16 protein-coding genes and 1 pseudogene are annotated in these 16,739 nt (G+C 41.6%); 10 read left to right on the top strand and 7 right to left on the bottom strand.

Annotation, left to right across the window (positions count from 1 at the left end; all coding sequences use genetic code 11):
* The first annotated feature begins 33 nt into the window (after positions 1 to 33).
* Genes CP948_RS07170 through CP948_RS07145 form a run of 6 tightly spaced genes read left to right on the top strand, consistent with a single transcriptional unit; the run spans position 34 to position 4,850 of the window.
* Positions 34 to 1,089, top strand: a complete 1,056-nt coding sequence (locus tag CP948_RS07170; RefSeq protein WP_096602841.1) for a hydrogenase small subunit — start codon at positions 34 to 36, stop codon at positions 1,087 to 1,089.
* 2 nt (positions 1,090 to 1,091) lie between these two features.
* Positions 1,092 to 2,993, top strand: coding sequence for a nickel-dependent hydrogenase large subunit (locus tag CP948_RS07165; protein ID WP_096602839.1), 1,902 nt, complete (start codon positions 1,092 to 1,094; stop codon positions 2,991 to 2,993).
* A gap of 13 nt (positions 2,994 to 3,006) precedes the next feature.
* Positions 3,007 to 3,711, top strand: a complete 705-nt coding sequence (gene cybH / locus CP948_RS07160) for a Ni/Fe-hydrogenase, b-type cytochrome subunit (protein ID WP_245810113.1) — start codon at positions 3,007 to 3,009, stop codon at positions 3,709 to 3,711.
* The gene (locus CP948_RS07155) at positions 3,708 to 4,199 is read left to right on the top strand and encodes a HyaD/HybD family hydrogenase maturation endopeptidase (RefSeq protein ID WP_096602837.1); all 492 of its coding nucleotides are present in this window, start codon (positions 3,708 to 3,710) and stop codon (positions 4,197 to 4,199) included. Before cybH ends, CP948_RS07155 begins: the two co-directional genes overlap by 4 nt.
* Entirely contained in the window at positions 4,171 to 4,482 is a 312-nt protein-coding gene (locus tag CP948_RS07150) for a thioredoxin family protein (RefSeq protein ID WP_096602835.1), read from the top strand. The genes CP948_RS07155 and CP948_RS07150 overlap by 29 nt, the downstream gene beginning before the upstream one ends.
* Positions 4,473 to 4,850, top strand: a complete 378-nt coding sequence (locus CP948_RS07145) for a hydrogenase expression/formation protein (protein ID WP_096602833.1) — start codon at positions 4,473 to 4,475, stop codon at positions 4,848 to 4,850. The genes CP948_RS07150 and CP948_RS07145 overlap by 10 nt, the downstream gene beginning before the upstream one ends.
* Here CP948_RS07145 and hypF read toward each other — a convergent pair.
* The 6 genes from hypF to hypB are packed head-to-tail and all read right to left on the bottom strand — an operon-like array spanning position 4,835 to position 11,311.
* The gene (gene hypF, locus CP948_RS07140; protein ID WP_096602831.1) at positions 4,835 to 7,063 is read right to left on the bottom strand and encodes a carbamoyltransferase HypF; all 2,229 of its coding nucleotides are present in this window, start codon (positions 7,061 to 7,063) and stop codon (positions 4,835 to 4,837) included. The two genes, CP948_RS07145 and hypF, sit on opposite strands and share 16 nt — an antisense overlap.
* Positions 7,053 to 7,409 carry a hydrogenase maturation nickel metallochaperone HypA gene (hypA, locus tag CP948_RS07135; protein WP_096602829.1) on the bottom strand — a complete coding sequence of 119 codons (357 nt, stop codon included), beginning with the start codon at positions 7,407 to 7,409 and terminating at the stop codon, positions 7,053 to 7,055. Before hypA ends, hypF begins: the two co-directional genes overlap by 11 nt.
* Before the next feature lies 1 nt (position 7,410).
* Positions 7,411 to 8,412 (bottom strand): hydrogenase expression/formation protein HypE, encoded by a 1,002-nt coding sequence (gene hypE / locus CP948_RS07130; protein ID WP_096602827.1) that lies wholly within the window; start codon positions 8,410 to 8,412, stop codon positions 7,411 to 7,413.
* Between the two features lie 13 nt (positions 8,413 to 8,425).
* Positions 8,426 to 9,742, bottom strand: coding sequence for a nickel-dependent hydrogenase large subunit (locus CP948_RS07125; protein WP_096602825.1), 1,317 nt, complete (start codon positions 9,740 to 9,742; stop codon positions 8,426 to 8,428).
* A complete protein-coding gene (locus tag CP948_RS07120; RefSeq protein ID WP_096602823.1) occupies positions 9,732 to 10,589 on the bottom strand; it encodes an NADH-quinone oxidoreductase subunit B family protein in 858 nt (285 codons plus the stop codon). The genes CP948_RS07125 and CP948_RS07120 overlap by 11 nt, the downstream gene beginning before the upstream one ends.
* On the bottom strand, positions 10,586 to 11,311 hold the full coding sequence (gene hypB, locus CP948_RS07115; RefSeq protein WP_096602821.1) for a hydrogenase nickel incorporation protein HypB: 726 nt from the start codon (positions 11,309 to 11,311) through the stop codon (positions 10,586 to 10,588). The genes CP948_RS07120 and hypB overlap by 4 nt, the downstream gene beginning before the upstream one ends.
* A gap of 102 nt (positions 11,312 to 11,413) precedes the next feature.
* On the opposite strand from hypB, the gene CP948_RS07110 reads away from it, so the two are divergent.
* The 4 genes from CP948_RS07110 to CP948_RS07100 are packed head-to-tail and all read left to right on the top strand — an operon-like array spanning position 11,414 to position 16,532.
* Complete coding sequence (locus tag CP948_RS07110) at positions 11,414 to 12,550, top strand: metallophosphoesterase family protein (protein ID WP_096602945.1); 1,137 nt, start codon at positions 11,414 to 11,416, stop codon at positions 12,548 to 12,550.
* Entirely contained in the window at positions 12,531 to 15,413 is a 2,883-nt protein-coding gene (locus CP948_RS07105) for an AAA family ATPase (RefSeq protein WP_096602819.1), read from the top strand. The genes CP948_RS07110 and CP948_RS07105 overlap by 20 nt, the downstream gene beginning before the upstream one ends.
* Before the next feature lie 17 nt (positions 15,414 to 15,430).
* Positions 15,431 to 15,604 carry a hypothetical protein gene (locus tag CP948_RS08885; RefSeq protein ID WP_180764107.1) on the top strand — a complete coding sequence of 58 codons (174 nt, stop codon included), beginning with the start codon at positions 15,431 to 15,433 and terminating at the stop codon, positions 15,602 to 15,604.
* A complete protein-coding gene (locus tag CP948_RS07100) occupies positions 15,567 to 16,532 on the top strand; it encodes an RluA family pseudouridine synthase (protein ID WP_096602817.1) in 966 nt (321 codons plus the stop codon). Before CP948_RS08885 ends, CP948_RS07100 begins: the two co-directional genes overlap by 38 nt.
* Here CP948_RS07100 and CP948_RS07095 read toward each other — a convergent pair.
* Positions 16,509 to 16,739: pseudogene (locus tag CP948_RS07095) on the bottom strand (lipid-A-disaccharide synthase); the annotation flags it as partial. The gene CP948_RS07100 and the pseudogene CP948_RS07095 overlap by 24 nt on opposite strands.

The raw sequence follows: 16,739 nt of genomic DNA, 5'->3' as shown, positions 1-16,739 counted from the left end.
TTATTGAACGAATATTCAATAAGGAGGTAAGGTATGGAAACCTTTTGGGAAGCTTTTAAAAGGCACGGTGTGAGCAGAAGGGACTTTTTGAAATTTGCAACCACCATAACGGGCATGATGGGGCTTTCTCCTTCCATGATACCGCAGGTTGTTAGGGCTTTAGAAACAAAACCGAGAGTGCCTGTTTTGTGGATACACGGACTTGAATGTACCTGTTGTTCTGAATCTTTTATAAGGTCTGCAACACCTCTGGCTTCTGATGTGGTGCTTTCCATGATATCCCTTGAGTACGATGATACACTTTCTGCTGCTGCAGGAGAAGCTCTTGAAAGGCACAGGGAGGAGATCATAAAAAAGTACTGGGGGAATTACATCCTTGCTGTTGAAGGAAACCCTCCGCTGGGTGAGGATGGTATGTACTGCGTAGTAGGAGGGAGAGCTTTCCTTGAGAACCTCAAGGAGTCTGCAAAGGGAGCAAAGGCTGTTATCGCTTGGGGTTCTTGTGCCAGTTGGGGATGCGTACAAGCTGCAAAGCCAAACCCTACCACCGCTGTCCCCATACACAAGGTTATAACGGACAAACCCATCATAAAAGTTCCTGGCTGTCCTCCCATTGCAGAGGTAATGACGGGCGTTATTATGTATCTTGTTCTTTTTGATGCTATACCTCCTTTAGATTCTCAGGGAAGACCCAAGCAGTTCTATGGCAATCGCATACACGACACTTGCTACAGAAGAGCATTCTTCAACGCAGGTCAGTTTGTAGAGAGATTTGACGATGATGGCGCTAAGAAAGGGTGGTGCCTTTATAAAGTAGGATGCAGAGGACCAACTACTTATAACTCCTGTGGAAACATCCGTTGGTACAACGGTCTTTCTTATCCAATACAGGCTGGCCACGGTTGTATAGGTTGTGCAGAGGAAGACTTTTGGGACAAAGGACCCTTCTACCAAAGACTTACTACAATACCTTTACCTAATGTAGAAGCAAGCCCTGACAAGGTAGGTGCGGTGGCTGTGGCTGCCGCTGCAGCAGGTGCGGTTGCTCACGGTGTGCTTTCTAAGATAAAAAACAGAGGAGGTAAATAAACATGGCAAGGGTGGTAGTTGACCCTGTAACAAGAATTGAAGGGCATCTCAGGATCGAGGTCATTGTAGACGAAAAAACGGGTAAAGTGCAGGATGCTGTATCCTCGGGTACCATGTGGAGAGGTATTGAGCTTATCCTGCGCGGAAGAGACCCACGGGACGCGTGGGCTTTTGCTCAGAGGATATGCGGTGTGTGTACATCTATACATGCGCTCGCCTCTGTGCGTTGCATAGAAGATGCCCTTGAGATTCAAATTCCCAAAAATGCTAACTATATAAGGAACATCATGTACGGCAGTTTGCAGGTACACGATCACTTGGTACACTTTTACCACCTTCATGCTCTTGACTGGGTTTCTCCTGTAGAGGCTCTTAAAGCGGATCCAGTTCAGACTGCGGTTTTACAGAACCAGCTCTTAGAAAAATACGGAGCTATTGCAGAAGTCATGCCTGATTTCTTGGGTCACAGAGCCTATCCAAAAAAGTTTCCCAAGGCTACACCGGGATATTACAGAGCTTTTCAGGAAAAGATAAAGAAGATAGTGGAAAGTGGACAGCTTGGAATTTTCGCTGCGCACTGGTGGGACCATCCGGACTACAAACTCTTACCTCCTGAGGTACATCTCATGGCAGTAGCTCACTATCTTAACATGCTTGATGTTCAGAGGGAGCTCTTTATACCTCAGGTGGTTTTCGGTGGTAAAAATCCACATCCTCACTATCTGGTAGGCGGAATGACCTGTTCCATATCTATGAACGACATGAACGCACCTATAAACACAGAAAGGCTCGCAGTGGTTGAAGATGCCATATACACACAAGTAGAAGCGGTAAATCTCTTTTATCTTATAGACCTTCTGGCTATAGGACACATATATGTACAGAAGGGACAGGTTTACGGCGGTGGACTTGCAAAGAAAAGGGTGATCGGGTACGGTGAGTTTCCTGACGAGCCTTACAGAGGTATAAAGACGGGAGACTATCATAACAAGATACTTTACCATTGCAACGGCGTTGTGGAAGACTTTGCAGAAGGTGTTGATAAGGCTAAATACTATCCCATGGTAGGAAAGGACTTTGCAGATCCCAATGTGATACAGGAGTATGTAGCCCACTCTTGGTACAAGTATCCTGACGAAACTAAAGGACTCCATCCTTGGGACGGCATAACAGAACCCAACTACACGGGACCCAAGGAAGGAACTAAGACTCAGTGGAAGTATCTTGACGAAAAGGGTAAGTACTCGTGGATAAAATCCCCAAGATGGAGAGGAAAGCCCTGCGAGGTGGGTCCGCTGGCAAGGTACATAGTAGTTTATACTGCAGTAAAGCAAGGACATATAAAACCCAGCTGGATAGATGAGATGGTGATAAAACAGATAGACACAGTCTCAAAAGTGCTTGATTTACCCCCTCATGTATGGTTACCTACCACTGTAGGAAGAACAGCAGCAAGAGGACTTGAGGCTCAGTTAGGTGCTACTGCTAACCTCTACTTCCTGAAAAAGCTCTACGATAACATAAAGGCAGGAGATACAGCGGTTGCAAACATGGAAAAGTGGGACCCTTCTACATGGCCAAAGGAGGCAAAAGGCGTTGGTATAACTGATGCACCACGGGGAGCCTTAGGACACTGGGTAGTAATAAAAGATGGCAAGATAGCAAACTATCAGTGCGTTGTTCCCACCACATGGAACGGTGGGGCGAGGGATCCCATGGGAGGACAGGGTGCCTTTGAAGAGTGCATGAAGGACACACCCGTTAAAGTTGTAGACAAACCCCTTGAGGTTCTCAGAGGTATTCACTCCTTTGATCCATGTCTTGCATGTTCTACACATATTTACGATACAGAAGGGAAAGAGATAGTAAGCGTCAAAGTGCAGGGCGCCAATGTGTGCTATTAAGGAGGTATAGGCTATGATAGAAGCAAAGAAGATTTACATATTTAGCCCAGGGTTGAGGTTGTGGCACTGGGTAAACTTTTTAACCATAATGGTTCTCTTCTTTACTGGACTTTACATAGGAAATCCCTTCTTCTTGGGTCCTACAGGCGTAGAAGCTACATACGCTTACAGAGAAGGACTTACCATGGACTTCATCAGGAAAGTCCACTTCATAGCTGGGTATATTCTTCTGGCTTCCTTTCTTTTTAGGATAATAATCGCTGTGTTTAATAAGAGGGACAGGTTGGTCTTTCCTGCTGTTTGGAAGAAAGATTACTGGACGAGCCTGAAGGAGATCACACTAAAGTATGCCTTTATCATGAGGGATACAGAAGGACACGAGTACATAAGAAACGCATGTGCAAGAACGGTCTATCCCATCGTTTACTTTATGATATTCTTCATGATAGCAACAGGTTTTGCCATGTACGGAATGTCCAAGCCCGGTAGCTTTTGGTCTTCTCTGTTTGGATGGCTTTTAGGTTTCTTAGGTGGTGAGTTTATGGTGCACATGTGGCATCACTGGATAGCGTGGCTCATAATCATCTTTGCAGTGCTTCATGTTTACTTTGTCATAAGAGAGGAAGCCATAAAGAAGAACGGTGAGCTTTCTTCCATGTTCAGCGGTTATAAGGTGTTTGAAAGGGAACCCGTTGATATAAAGGATGTAGAAGAATGAAGGTGCTCGTGCTGGGTATAGGGAACATACTTCTGTCCGACGAAGGCGTTGGAGTAAGGGTGGTAGAAGAGCTTAGGAAGAACTACTCCTTCTCTGATGGTGTGGAACTCATGGATGGTGGAACGCTCGGTATAGACCTGCTTTACTTTATGGAAGGCTTTGAGAGGCTGTTAGTAGTTGATGCGGTGCTTGGGGGAGGACCTCCAGGCACCCTTTATAAGCTAAAAGATGAGGAGGTAAAGGCGTACTTCAGAAAAAAGGTATCCGCACACGAGCTTGGTTTTCAGGAGGTTCTGGCACTTGCAGACCTTTTGGGTAAAAAACCTAAAGAGGTGGTTATGATAGGTATAGAGCCAGAGAGTTTAGACCTTTCTGTAGAGCTTTCATACTCAATTAAAAGAAGGATGCAGGATCTGATAGATAAAGTTTTAGAACAGTTAAGAGAATGGGGTATAACTTATGAAAGAGTTAAGCCGGCAAGAGCTTAGAGCTTTGGTTGATGGCAAAGAAACTTTCGTTCTTTATGTACGCAGTGAATTGAAAAAGGAAAAGATAAGAGAGATTTTTGACACGGATATTGTAGTTCCTGAGATGGAAAAGAGTTTTGGCAGTAAGTTTAAGTTCTATAGCGTAAATGTAGACAATTACCCAGACCTTCTTAAAGATTATCCCGTTCCTGCGGTAGTAATTTTTAAAGAAGGCAAAGAAGTGGTGAAGCTTGAGGGTATAAAGGCTTGGAACGAATATGTGGAGGCTTTACTATGCTTATGAACGCTCCAGCCATACTCAACGAAATACTTCAAGCTCTCAAAGACCTTTACGAAAAAGGCGAAGAGCACATTATATACATAAACAAACTACCCTTAACTGAGGAAGACAGAATTGCAATATTAGATACACTTGGAGAAGGACAGGTAAGGATAAGGCTTGATTCCAAAACTCAGCCTGCAGAATGGAGAGAGACGGGGATAAACGGCGTTTGGATAGGGGTGTTCTTTGACAGGGACAATAAACCCATCTTGGAAACCATTGAAATAACAATATTTCCGCGTTTAGCATCTTCACAAGAGGAAGATATAGAAGAGTCTATAAAACTTCTTGAAGAGAGATTGAAGGTCTTGTTTCAAAGGGAGCCATAAACAGCCTGTCCTAAACACAGCCCTCCATCGTTAGCTGGGACTCTTTGGTGTGTATAAACTTTGAAACCTCTATTACTTAGAAGTTCTTTTATCTTGCTTACCAAGGGATCGTTTTGCATCACTCCACCAGATAAACAAACCTGTTCAACATCCATCCTGATAGACACATCAAGACATATTTTAGCCAATGTGTTTATAAACCTAGAAGGTATTTTTTCTTTTTCTCTGTCTTCAATAATAGCCAATATGGTAGGCTTCCAGTTTATGTGTTTTTCTTCAATGAAGTAAGGATAATGGTCCTTAATAGATGGATCGTAAAGGTCTTCGAGCATCATCGCTGCTTGTCCTTCGTAAGATATAGTTTGCTTTATGTTCAAAAGGGAAGCAACAGCATCAAATAGCCTCCCTACTGAGCTTGAGTAAGGGGAGTTTATGCCTTTAGACCATGCTGTGTAGAGGTTTACAAGCCCACTGTTCGTGAAGGAACTAACTGCTGGTAGGGACATATCAAAGACATCTTTTCCGTAAAGCTCAAATAGTAAAGATAGAGCCATCCTTCTTGGCTCTTTGACCGCTTTCTCTCCACCTATGAGTCTGAAAGGTTTCATGTAAAAAACCCTTTCATAACCCTGATAATCACATATCATAAACTCCCCACCCCAAAGTGTTCCGTCATCACCGTACCCAGTGCCATCCCAAGCTATTCCTAACACCTTACCGTTTATACCTCTTTCTGCCATACACGAGAGTATGTGAGCATAATGGTGCTGGACTTTGATGAGAGGTATGTTTTCTTTTTGAGAAAAGTATTCTGCCCACCTTGTGGTTTCGTATCTGGGATGGAGGTCGCACACTACGACCTCCGGTTTGAATTCGTAAAGAGTCATGAGGTCAAATACCATACCTTCAAAACTTTTCTGCGTTTCTAAATTTTCCACATCACCCACATGTTGACTTAGAATTACCGTATCATCAAAACCTATAGCAAAAGTGTTCTTTAGCATACCACCTACGGCGAGGATCTTTTTGGGAAGTTTGAAAGATAGCTTTACGGGAAGCGGAGCGTACCCCCTTGATCTCCTAATGGGCTGTGGTATCCCACCTACCACCTTAAAAACCGAATCATCGCACCTTCTTTTTATATCTCTGTTATGCACGAGGATCATATCCGCAAATAAGGATAGTTTTCTTAGAGCCTCTTCATTATCTTTGACTATAGGTTCGTCAGAAAGATTACCAGAGGTTGCAACCACAGGAAAATCAAGAGCTTTTAGAATTATGTGATGAAGAGGTGAATAAGGTAAAAATGCTCCAACTCTTTTAAGCCCTGGTGCTACGGAAGGTGCAAGTTCCTTTCGTTTTTTTATTAGAACTATTGGTCTTTCTGGGGATAGGAGTAGTGCCTTTTCAAGTTCTGTTGGTTCCGCATACTCACTTACTTGCTCCATATCCTTAAACATGACAGCAAAAGGTTTTTCTAACCTTCTTTTCCTATCTCTGAGAAGTTTTACTGGTTCTTCTCTTGTGGCATCGCACATGAGATGAAAGCCTCCTATACCTTTCACAGCAACGATGAGACCATCTCTCAGAGCTTTTATAAGGAGGTTTATAGCATCACCTCTTTCTGCCAGTAATTTTCCATCACTTGCGTAGAGGCTTACCCAAGGACCGCAAACATGACAAGCGTTGGGTTGTGCGTGGAATCTTCTGTTGACAGGGTCTTCGTATTCCCTAAGACAGTCTTCACACATGGGAAAAACCTTCATACTTGTGTTGGGTCTATCGTAGGGAAGTTTTTCTATTATGGTGAACCTTGGTCCGCAGTTGGTACAGTTTATAAAGGGATACATGTATCTCTTGTCTTGCGGATCAAAAAGCTCTTTCAGGCACTCGTCGCATGTGGCTATATCTGGCAGTACTAAAACTTCCTTCCTACCTTCTCCTTTGCTTTCTCTTATCTCAAAGCTTGAGTACCCTACATCTTCTAAGTACTCCACTTCCTGTGAGTATATGTGAGCTAAGGGGGGCTTCTCTGCGTTCAACCGTATCAAAAAGGTTTGTAAAATAGTCTCATCTCCTTCAACTTCTATCTCCACACCGGAAGAGTCATTTATTATCCATCCCTTCAATCCTAACTCAGACGCAAGGCGAAACACGAAGGGTCTAAAACCCACACCTTGAACCGCACCTTTTAGGTTTATTTTAAGTCTCATCTTCACACTCTAACTCAAGGCTTTTAAGAAGCATCTCCTGTCCAGAGATGATCTCTGTATTCAGCGATCCACAGAAAGGGCATAGTGCGTTGAGCTCATCTTTTTCATCTTCTGCACCACACTCCTGACACTTAACCTTTAGTTTCTCCTTTTCAATAACTAAGAGGGCACTTTCGGCTATGGTACCTTCTTTGAAAGTGTTGAAGGCAAGCTCAAGAAGGTGTGGCTCTATACCTGAAAGTGCGCCTATGCTTACAACAACCTTAAGGACCTTTTTTGCTCTATTTTCCTCCGCATACTTCTCTATAAGTTCCATCAGGCTCTGTACTACGGAAAACTCGTGCATGTTAGCATATCCTCGGTAAAAGCTCACCTGCAGGGGGATCAAGCACTCTGTGTGTACCGTAAGAAGTTTTAAGAATAACCTTGGGTTGTCCTTCTGCAGGAATAGCTCTGCCTATTATCTGTGCATCTCTTCCATCAGGGTGTTCCTTTATTATTTCAAGTACCTTCTTTGCTTCTTTTTCAGGGACTGCTACAACAAGCCTTCCCTCAGAGGCAAGGTGATAAGGTTCAAGACCCAAAAGATCACAAAGTCCCAAAACGGGTTCCTTTATTGGTATATTTTCTTCTTGTACTAAGAAGGAAACTTGGGAACTTCTTGCCCATTCGTGAAGAACCGCGGAAAGACCACCTCTTGTAGGATCTCTCATAGCATGTATTTCCGCATTAGAAGAGATTATCCTCTCTACAAGATTCCAGAGGCTTCTACAATCACTCTCAAGCTCTATGTCCATATATATACCCTCCCTTTGGGCAAGTATGCACGCACCATGTTCACCTATACCTCCAGACACTATAATGAGGTCTCCTTCCTTTATGTTCCTACAGGACAAACCTTCGTAAAGCACTTTGCCTATGCCAGAAGTGTTTATAAAGATCCCATCTGCAGTTCCTTTGGGTACTACTTTTGTATCACCAGCAACTATCAGTACACCTGAGGTTTTTGCTTCTTCCTTCATACTTACCACAATGCTTTCAAGGTCCTCGTAAGGAAAACCTTCTTCTATGATAAATCCTACTGACATATAAAGAGGCTTTGCTCCCATCACTGCCAGGTCGTTTACTGTACCGGCAACCGCAAGCTTTCCGATGTTTCCTCCTTTAAAAAAGAGAGGGTTTACTGTGAAAGAATCTGTGGTAAAAGCTATCTTAGAATCTATCTCAAGCAATGTGGCATCTTCAAGCTTTTCTAAATGTTCGTTGGAAAAGTGTTTTAAAAATACATCCTTTATGAGTTTCCATGTTTCCTCTCCACCACCACCTTGCGATAGAAGAATTCTTCTCATTAGCCACCTCCTTTTAGTGCGTTGTGCATACAGAACAGACATCAAAACTTCTTAAGACCATCTCTGCATGTAAGGGATCTTCTAAACCGATAATTGCTTTTTCTGCTACGCCTAAGTACTTTTCACATCTAGGACCCAAGTTCCACACAGAAGGAGTTATGATGTGGTACTCAGTTATAATGCCTTTGCTTATATGTACACGGTGTATAAGCGTACCTCTTGCAGCCTCAACCACGCCTATTCCTTCTCCAAATACCTTGTCTGCCTTTTGATAAGAAGGATGGTAAGAAGCTTCCTTTATTAAAGCATATAGCCCGCGGAGCTTTTCTCTGATGGCATCCAGTAGTTCCCAAACCTCAAGAAGACGAGCCAATACTCTTGTCATGTAGCTATCTTTGTATGCCTTGTAAAGTCTTTTGATGAAGGGATTACCAGAAAGAAATTGGCGCGATAGAGGTCCAGTTTCGTAGGGAAGCCCATTGTATCTTACCACTTTTACACTGGAATAGGAGGGACTAACAACTTCTTTTATTTTTGAAAGATTAAGGGAACACAGTTTTTTTTCTCCAGTAAAATGACCCGGACTTATGCAAGGAAATACCTCACCTCCAGTAAGCAGTCTTCCATAGGAAGATCCTACCTTTTCAAGTTTGTGTTTGATGCACAAGTTTACAAATAGTCTTATATCTCCCTTTAGTTCTTCCCATAAACCGGCGCTCCTTGCAGAAAGAAAACTTTCCTCATCCATACCCACCATATCCTCAAGAAAAAATTCGACAACACTTTCTACTACGGATAATGCTCTTGAAATATCTGAGGTAGTAAAGTTTGAAGTTATGCCTCCAGGAACAGCGTAAGAAGAGTGGGGCCACTGACCACCAAATATTGCTATTACTTTTACCACATTTGATGATACATTTATAGCTTTCTTCCACTTTTTACCTTTGAAGGGTTCAAAATCCTCAATTTTTTCTCCAAGCCTTATAAAGTCTGGCATTACGAACAGGTAAAACCACTTTATGTGGTTCTGTATCATTTCCACGGTAAGCGTTATGTCCCTCACCAGTTTAGCCTTTTGGGTAAGCTTTACATTCCCTACAGCATCCTCTAAGGCTCTTACACAAGCCATAAGATGGGCATGTCCACATATACCACACACTCTTGGCGTTATTACAAGAGCGTCCATAAAGGGTCTTCCTTCAAGTACCTTCTCTATGCCTCTTGAACTGGGTATTTTTATCTTGACATCCTGTACATAGCCGTTTCCCCATATAAGTTCAAGTTCTGCTGTACCTTCTACTCTTGAAAGAAGCCTTTTCTCAATCTTCAACTTTCAACCTCTCAGGTGCAAACATCTTTGCAATGCCAGAAAGCATTATGTAGCCTCTCTTTGAGACACCTATGGGTAGTTCCGCAGGCAAGCCAGCAAACTGCTTTGTTTCAAAAAGCCCCACCCTTGGAAAGTCAAACTCAGTACAACCAAAACAGGGTGTGCCTGCTCTTGTTTTTGAATTCACTCCGTTCCAGAGGATAGTGTTGCAAGAAGAGTAAGTCATGGGACCTCTGCATCCGTAGTTATAAAATAGACATCCCTTTTTTGAGCCTAAGCTTTCGGGTTCTATCTTCCATTCAAAGTACTCGTTTCTTGTACATCCCCAGTGGGTAAGGCTTGAGTAAAACTCTTTGGGTCTGCCCCAGCTGTCCAACGCAGGTTTTATGCCTCTTGCAAGCGATCTGATAACACCTACTATCCATTCGGGATGCGCTGGACAGCCAGATAGATTGATAACCGGAAGCCCTCCTTTAGAAACAAAATCTTCTCCCAACAACCCTCCCTTCTCTTTAAATCTATACTGAAGTCCACACACATAGTTATCTTTCAAGGCTGGTATGTTGCCGTAAACCGCACAACTGCCTACTGCCATCACATAGTTTGCGGTATAACAAAGCTCCTTCACCTTCTCGTCATTAATCCTTACCGCACCCTCAAGGATAAAAAGGTCAAGCTTTAAACTACCCTCAAGCACTTTGTTTATAATCTCTTCCTCGTTTTCTATGGAAAGAGATGGGTGAAAAAGAAAGTTTACTTCTTTGAGAAGGGAGTTAAAAGTGTCACAGTTCAAAAGAGAATGAGTATTTCCGCAACACGAAAGTCTCTGGAGCCAAAGTACATTCATTTCAGTGCCTTCCTGTAGAACTTTACTTTAAACTTTAAGTAATCTATCCAGTCCTCAAGCCCTTCTCCCGTTTTTGTGGACAACATCATAAAGTCCATATTTGGCTTTATCTTCCTCGCGCTACTGAGTGCCCTCTCAACGGAGAAATCCACATAAGGAAGAAGGTCTATCTTGGTTATCAACATAAGGTCTGCAGACCTAAACATCACCGGATACTTCTCTGGCTTATCATCCCCTTCCGTGACGGAAAGGAGCACCACATTGAGGTGTGCTCCCACATCGTAAGAGGCTGGACAGACAAGGTTCCCCACATTCTCCACAAAGACCACATCAAGGCCTTCTAAAGGAAGATGATGTATTCCATCGTGAACCATTGAGGCATCAAGATGGCAAGCGCTCCCTGTAGTGATCTGATAAGCTGGTGCACCCTTCGCTTTTATCCTCTCTGCATCCCTGTTGGTTTCCAGATCTCCTTCTATGACCCCTATCCTTAGCTCGTTTCCTAAAAGTTCTATAGTTTTCTCCAAGAGGCTCGTCTTCCCAGCACCGGGAGAACTCATCAGGTTTATGCAATAAACTCCATATTCTTCAAAATGTTCTCTGTTTTCCTGTGCCTGCCTGTCATTGGCTTCAAGGATCTTGGTGAATACTTCCAAGGTCTTTGTCTCTTCGTGTTTGTGTTCGTGCTGATGATTGACTGAACAACCACACTCTCTACACATGATAATCCTCCGAATAGGTATTCATTCTTTAAAATATACGCCATAGGATTATTTCTTTCAAGGAGGCAAGAGTAGTATAATGCTCTGTAAGTGGAGGGAAACATGAGACTATTGCACATATCAGACCTTCATGCAGGTAAGTCCTTAGGAAGGATAAACAGAAATGAGGACCTTGAATATGCCCTTAGTCAGGTGATAAATATATGTAAAGAAGAAAAAGTAGATGTACTTCTCATAGCGGGGGACATTTACGACAAAGCAAACCCAGATCACGAATCACAAGATATGATGCTTGACTTCTTAACTAAACTACACACTGAAGGTGTACACACGGTACTCATAGCGGGTAATCATGACAGCTACGACCTTATAAGGTCCTACAAACACCTTAGAAGGATAGCTCATCTACATGTGATAGACAGACCATGTAAAGACCCAAAGGATTGTATATTAAAATTTGGAGACTTAACTGTAGCGTGCCTTCCTTATCCCAGCGAAAGACTCTTAACTCACCTACACGAAAACCCACACAGAAGCTATACGGAAAAAGTAGCTAACTATTTGAAAGTATTAGCCAAACATGTTGAGTCTGCACGCTACAAGGTGCTTTTGGCACATCTAATGGTGGAAAGCGCCAAAATCTCAGGAACGGAAAGACAGTCTACAGTAGGAGAGTTTTACGCACTAAAATTGGAGCACATACCCGAATGTTTTGATTATATAGCTCTTGGACATGTACATAGGCACCAAAGAATAAACAGAGCTTACTATTCGGGAAGTCTTTATCAGATAGACTTTTCTGAAAAAGGCATGGAGAAGTTTGCTAACTTGGTAATTCTTGAAGATGAGCTTCAAGTAAAACCTATAAAGTTAGACATTAAAAGAGAACTTCATGAGATAAAAGTAGGTCCCAGAGAAAACTTTTCTGAGGTGCTTGAAAGACTCAGAGGCATGAGAGGTATTTTCAAAGTGATTTTAACTGCAGATATGAGAGATATGAGTATAAATGTAAAGAAAAAACAGATAGAGGAGATACTTGGCGATAACCTTGTAAGGTTTGAGATACAACCATTAAACCAAGATAACGGTGAGAGAACATACGAACCACAAAAAGTAGACCTGATATCCGCTTACATGGATTATTACGAGAAGTTTCTTAGACAAAAACCATCTAAAGAGCTGATGGAAGAGTTTATTAAACTGCTTCAAAGGGCGGAATATGAGACCCATACTGCTTGAACTTGAGAACTTCACCGTTTACAGAAGACAGATGGTTGATTTTTCAGACCTTAACTTCTTTATAATTCAGGGAAGAACAGGTGCGGGTAAGACAAGTCTTATAGACGCCATATGCTATGCTTTATACGGAAAAGTACCCAGATACAAAGGAACAAACCCGCAGGAATACCTTCTTTCAAAGGGACAAAGGCGCATGCGAGTCCGCTTTGAGTTTTCGGTAAAAGACAAAAGATACACCGTAGACAGATTATACGAAATTTCAAAGCCTCAGGTAGTAAGGTTTTACGAAGGCTCAAAACCCTTAAACCTAAAAGTCAAAGAGGTAGAAGACTATATATCCAAGATACTGGGTATGGATTATGAAACCTTCACGAAGGTTATAGTGCTACCTCAAGGACAGTTTGATAGGTTTCTAAAGCCACAAAGACCCACCGAACGCAGAGAAATTCTAAACAAACTTTTGGGATACGACAAGATCTTTGAAAAAATGAACCAGATCATAAAAGAAACTTTAAATGACCTAAAAGGAAAGAAACGCGTTCTTGAGGCAGAATACTCAAACTTAGTAAACATTACAGAAGAAACAGTGGTTAACATGGAGCATCAGTTAGAAAATAAAAAAAGGCAGATAGAAGTACTTGAAAGAGAAAAAGAAAAACTCAGATCCCAGCTTAGCAGAGCAATGGAAAAGGAGAGGATAGAAGAAGAGTTATCAAATAAAAAGTCAAAACTTTCAGAGCTTTTGAAAGAGCAAGAGCAGATGCAAAAAAAACAGGAAAAACTAAGCATAGCTAAGGAGATATCAGGATACGAGCATTTTTTGAAGGAATACGAGCAGTTAGAAAAAAAATCGGATGAGCTTATAGAAGAAAAAAAACGCTTAGAAAGTGGCCATATAATGTATAAACACGAACTTCAAAATGTAGAGGAAGAACTCAAAAGTGTAGAAAAAGAGTATGAAAAGCTTGGAGAACTATCATCAGAAATAGGACATTTGAAAATAGAAAGAGACCTTATTAATCAACTGTTAAAAATAGAAGAAAAGATAAAACAGACCACTCTAGATTTGGAAGAGAAGCAGAAATTAAAAGAAAATCTTGAAGAAGAACTAAAGCACCTCCAAGAAAACCTAAAAAGTAAAGAAGATAGGCTTTCTCAGATAGAAAAACAACTTAAAGACTTAGAAGGTATTGAAGCTAAATACGCAGAAGCCAAAGAACGTAAAACAAGATACGATGAGCTCTCTAAGATAAATTTGGAAATACAAAAGATAGAAATCCAGATGAAAAACCTCGAAGAACTGCTCAAAAAACTTCAGTTTGAAAGAGAGAAGCTGGAGTCCAAACTTTTTGAGGCAAGTATTCACCAAATAGCGCTAAGACTTTCACCCGGGCAGTTATGTCCCGTTTGTGGCAATAGGATCCAAACTTTGCCCGCACTATCTGAAAAAGGTACCGAAGAGTTTACCCACATAAAACAGGAGCTTGAGAAGATCAGACAGCAGGAACAGAAAGTTATTAGTGATATAGCAAGTCAGGAAAACAGGAAAAAAGACCTTGAGCAAAAGAGAAACGAGCTTGTAGACTACGAGGACTTTTATAAAACTTACTCACAGCTTAAAGAAAAGTACGAAACCTTCTTAAAGCTAAAGGAAGAGGAAAAACAAATAAGAAAACAGCGTGAAGACCTAATGCCCAGAGTGTTAAAAAAGTCAGAGGAGCTAACCGCTATCCGCACAAGCTTGGAACACCTCAACAAAGACCTTGCTGAGCTAAATAAAGGAAAACAGGAACTTTTAGAAAGGCTAAGCAGAAAGATAGAAGATCCCTACAAAGAGCTTTTAGCCATTGAGCGGGAGCTTATAGAAAGACAAGAGATCATAAACCAAGTGCAAGAAAAATATAAAAAAATAAGGGATTACAGGGAATCTTTAAAGGCAAAGCTTTCAATTATAGAGGAGAAATTAAGACAGAACGAAAGTGATAGAGAAGACACAAGAAAAAAGCTTGGAGAGATATACCAGGTTCTCCTTCCAGCCATAAAAAAGTTTGGAAACATAGAAAGCCTAAAATCTCTGTGCGTTCCAAAGGAAGAACTACAAAAGCTTGAGGAAGAAATTTCTCAGTATAATATGTCTGTTAAAAGCCTCCAAGAAGAACTGCAAAGTTTAGAGAAAGCTCTCGCTCAGTATCCACAGGATATAAACAGGCGGAGTATAGAGGAAGAGCTAAGATCCTTAGAAAATACTATAAATCAGATATATCAAGAGGTAGGAAGTCTTTCCAAAGATCTACAGCAAGCTAAAGAAAATTTACGCAGAAAAAAGGAAGTGGAGCAGGAGCTTACTCAACTAACGCAGGAACTTCAAAAGTACGAAGTCTTAGAGAGAGACATGAGAAGCGATCACTTTCCGGACTTTATAAGCAGATACATGCTACACAGCATACTTGACAGAGCAAGCTACTACATTCTTAAGTTTAGCTCTGGACTGTACGAGTTTAAGCTTGTTGATGATGAAAGGGATAATCTTTACATTATTGATAGGTCTTCTGGTTATGAGAGGAGTGTCCTGACGCTAAGTGGAGGAGAGACTTTTCTTGCCAGCCTGTCCCTTGCCTTTGCAGTCAGTGATATAGTCTCACACAATGCACCCTTGGAAAGTATATTCATAGATGAAGGCTTTGGCTCTCTTGACAGAGAAACAAGAGAATCCTTGGGAGAGTTTTTTGAATTTATAAAGCTAAACGCAGGAAGAATGGTAGGTATTATTAGCCATCTTGAGGATTTGGCGGAAAAGTTTGACCAGAGAATACTTATAGAGAAAAAGGGTGATCAATCCTTTGTAAAAGTTGAGATCACTTGAGTTAAAATTATTCTACTATGAAACAGGTGGTTATAAAGGTCAATGGAAAAGACATAAGGCTAAAAGACTTTCCAAAAAGGGTCGCCTACAATGTGGTTTTTGGGCTGATAAAGAGCCTAAATCTTGAAGAAGAGCCAGAAGATATAGTTATATATGTCAGAGTTGGGAAAGAAGATAGCGGAAGTTCTTGAATTTGCGGTTGAAGAACCTTTTGAAAACAAGAGGTTAGATACTTTCTTAACAGAAGCTTACGGAGAGTTTTCGCGAAGTTATATACAGAAGCTCATAGAAGAGGGTTTTGTGCTGGTTGATAATATTCAGATCAAAAAGCCATCTAAAAAGCTAAAACCGGGGCAGAGGATCACTTTCTTTGTACCAGAGCCACAGCCTGTAGAAGTACTACCCGAGGATATACCCTTTGATACGGTTTATGAGGATGAGCACATATTAGTGCTTATAAAACCCTGTGGTCTTGTGGTGCATCCATCTCCCGGATACTCTTCTGGTACTCTGGTAAATGCTCTTCTTTTTAGGATAAAACATCTTTCTGGCATTGGAGGATGGGAAAGGCCAGGGATAGTCCACAGATTGGACAAAAACACAGCAGGGCTTATGGTGGTTGCAAAGACTGACAAGGCACATTTGCGCTTAGCGGAAGAGTTCAAAGAAAGAAGAGTTCTCAAACTATACAGGGCACTTATTAGCGGGCTTCCCAAAGAGGATGAAGGAGTTATAGAAAGACCCATTGGAAGACACCCTACGGATAGGAAAAAGTTTTGGGTAAGCCAAGAGGGAAAACCTGCCAAGACAGAATACAGAGTGCTCAAAAGGTTTGAGAAGTACCGCGTTAGCCTTTTAGAGCTGCGCATATACACAGGAAGGACCCACCAGATAAGAGTTCATCTTTCTTCTTTGGGATATCCCATCCTTGGTGATATAACTTACGGCTTTAAGCCTTCATCTGTCGGAGAAAACTTAAGAAAACTTCTTGGTGATTGCCACATGCTTGTGAGCTATCGTTTAGGTTTTTATCATCCTCATACTGGAGAGTGGATGGATTTTCAGATAGAAGACCCAAAACCTTTTAGTGATGTCTTAGCTTTCTTGGAAAATGCTTAAGAAAAGCTCGCGTAGTTTTTCTAAAACACCTTCCTGCCCTAAGAGCTTACGAAGTTCTAAAAAGCTCTCCTTCATCTCTTGCCTTAGGTGCTCTGAGGAAAGGAGCTCCTGCGCATACTTGTAAAGGATTTTCCAGTCTTTTTGCACTATTTCTGGAACAGTCTGTCTCTTGAGTATAAGGTTAGTCAGAGAAACCCATTTTACTTT

The sequence above is a fragment of the Hydrogenobacter hydrogenophilus genome (genome assembly GCF_900215655.1).
GTDB classification, from domain to species: Bacteria; Aquificota; Aquificia; order Aquificales; family Aquificaceae; genus Hydrogenobacter; species Hydrogenobacter hydrogenophilus.
This window is presented reverse-complemented; position numbering and strand designations above follow the sequence as displayed.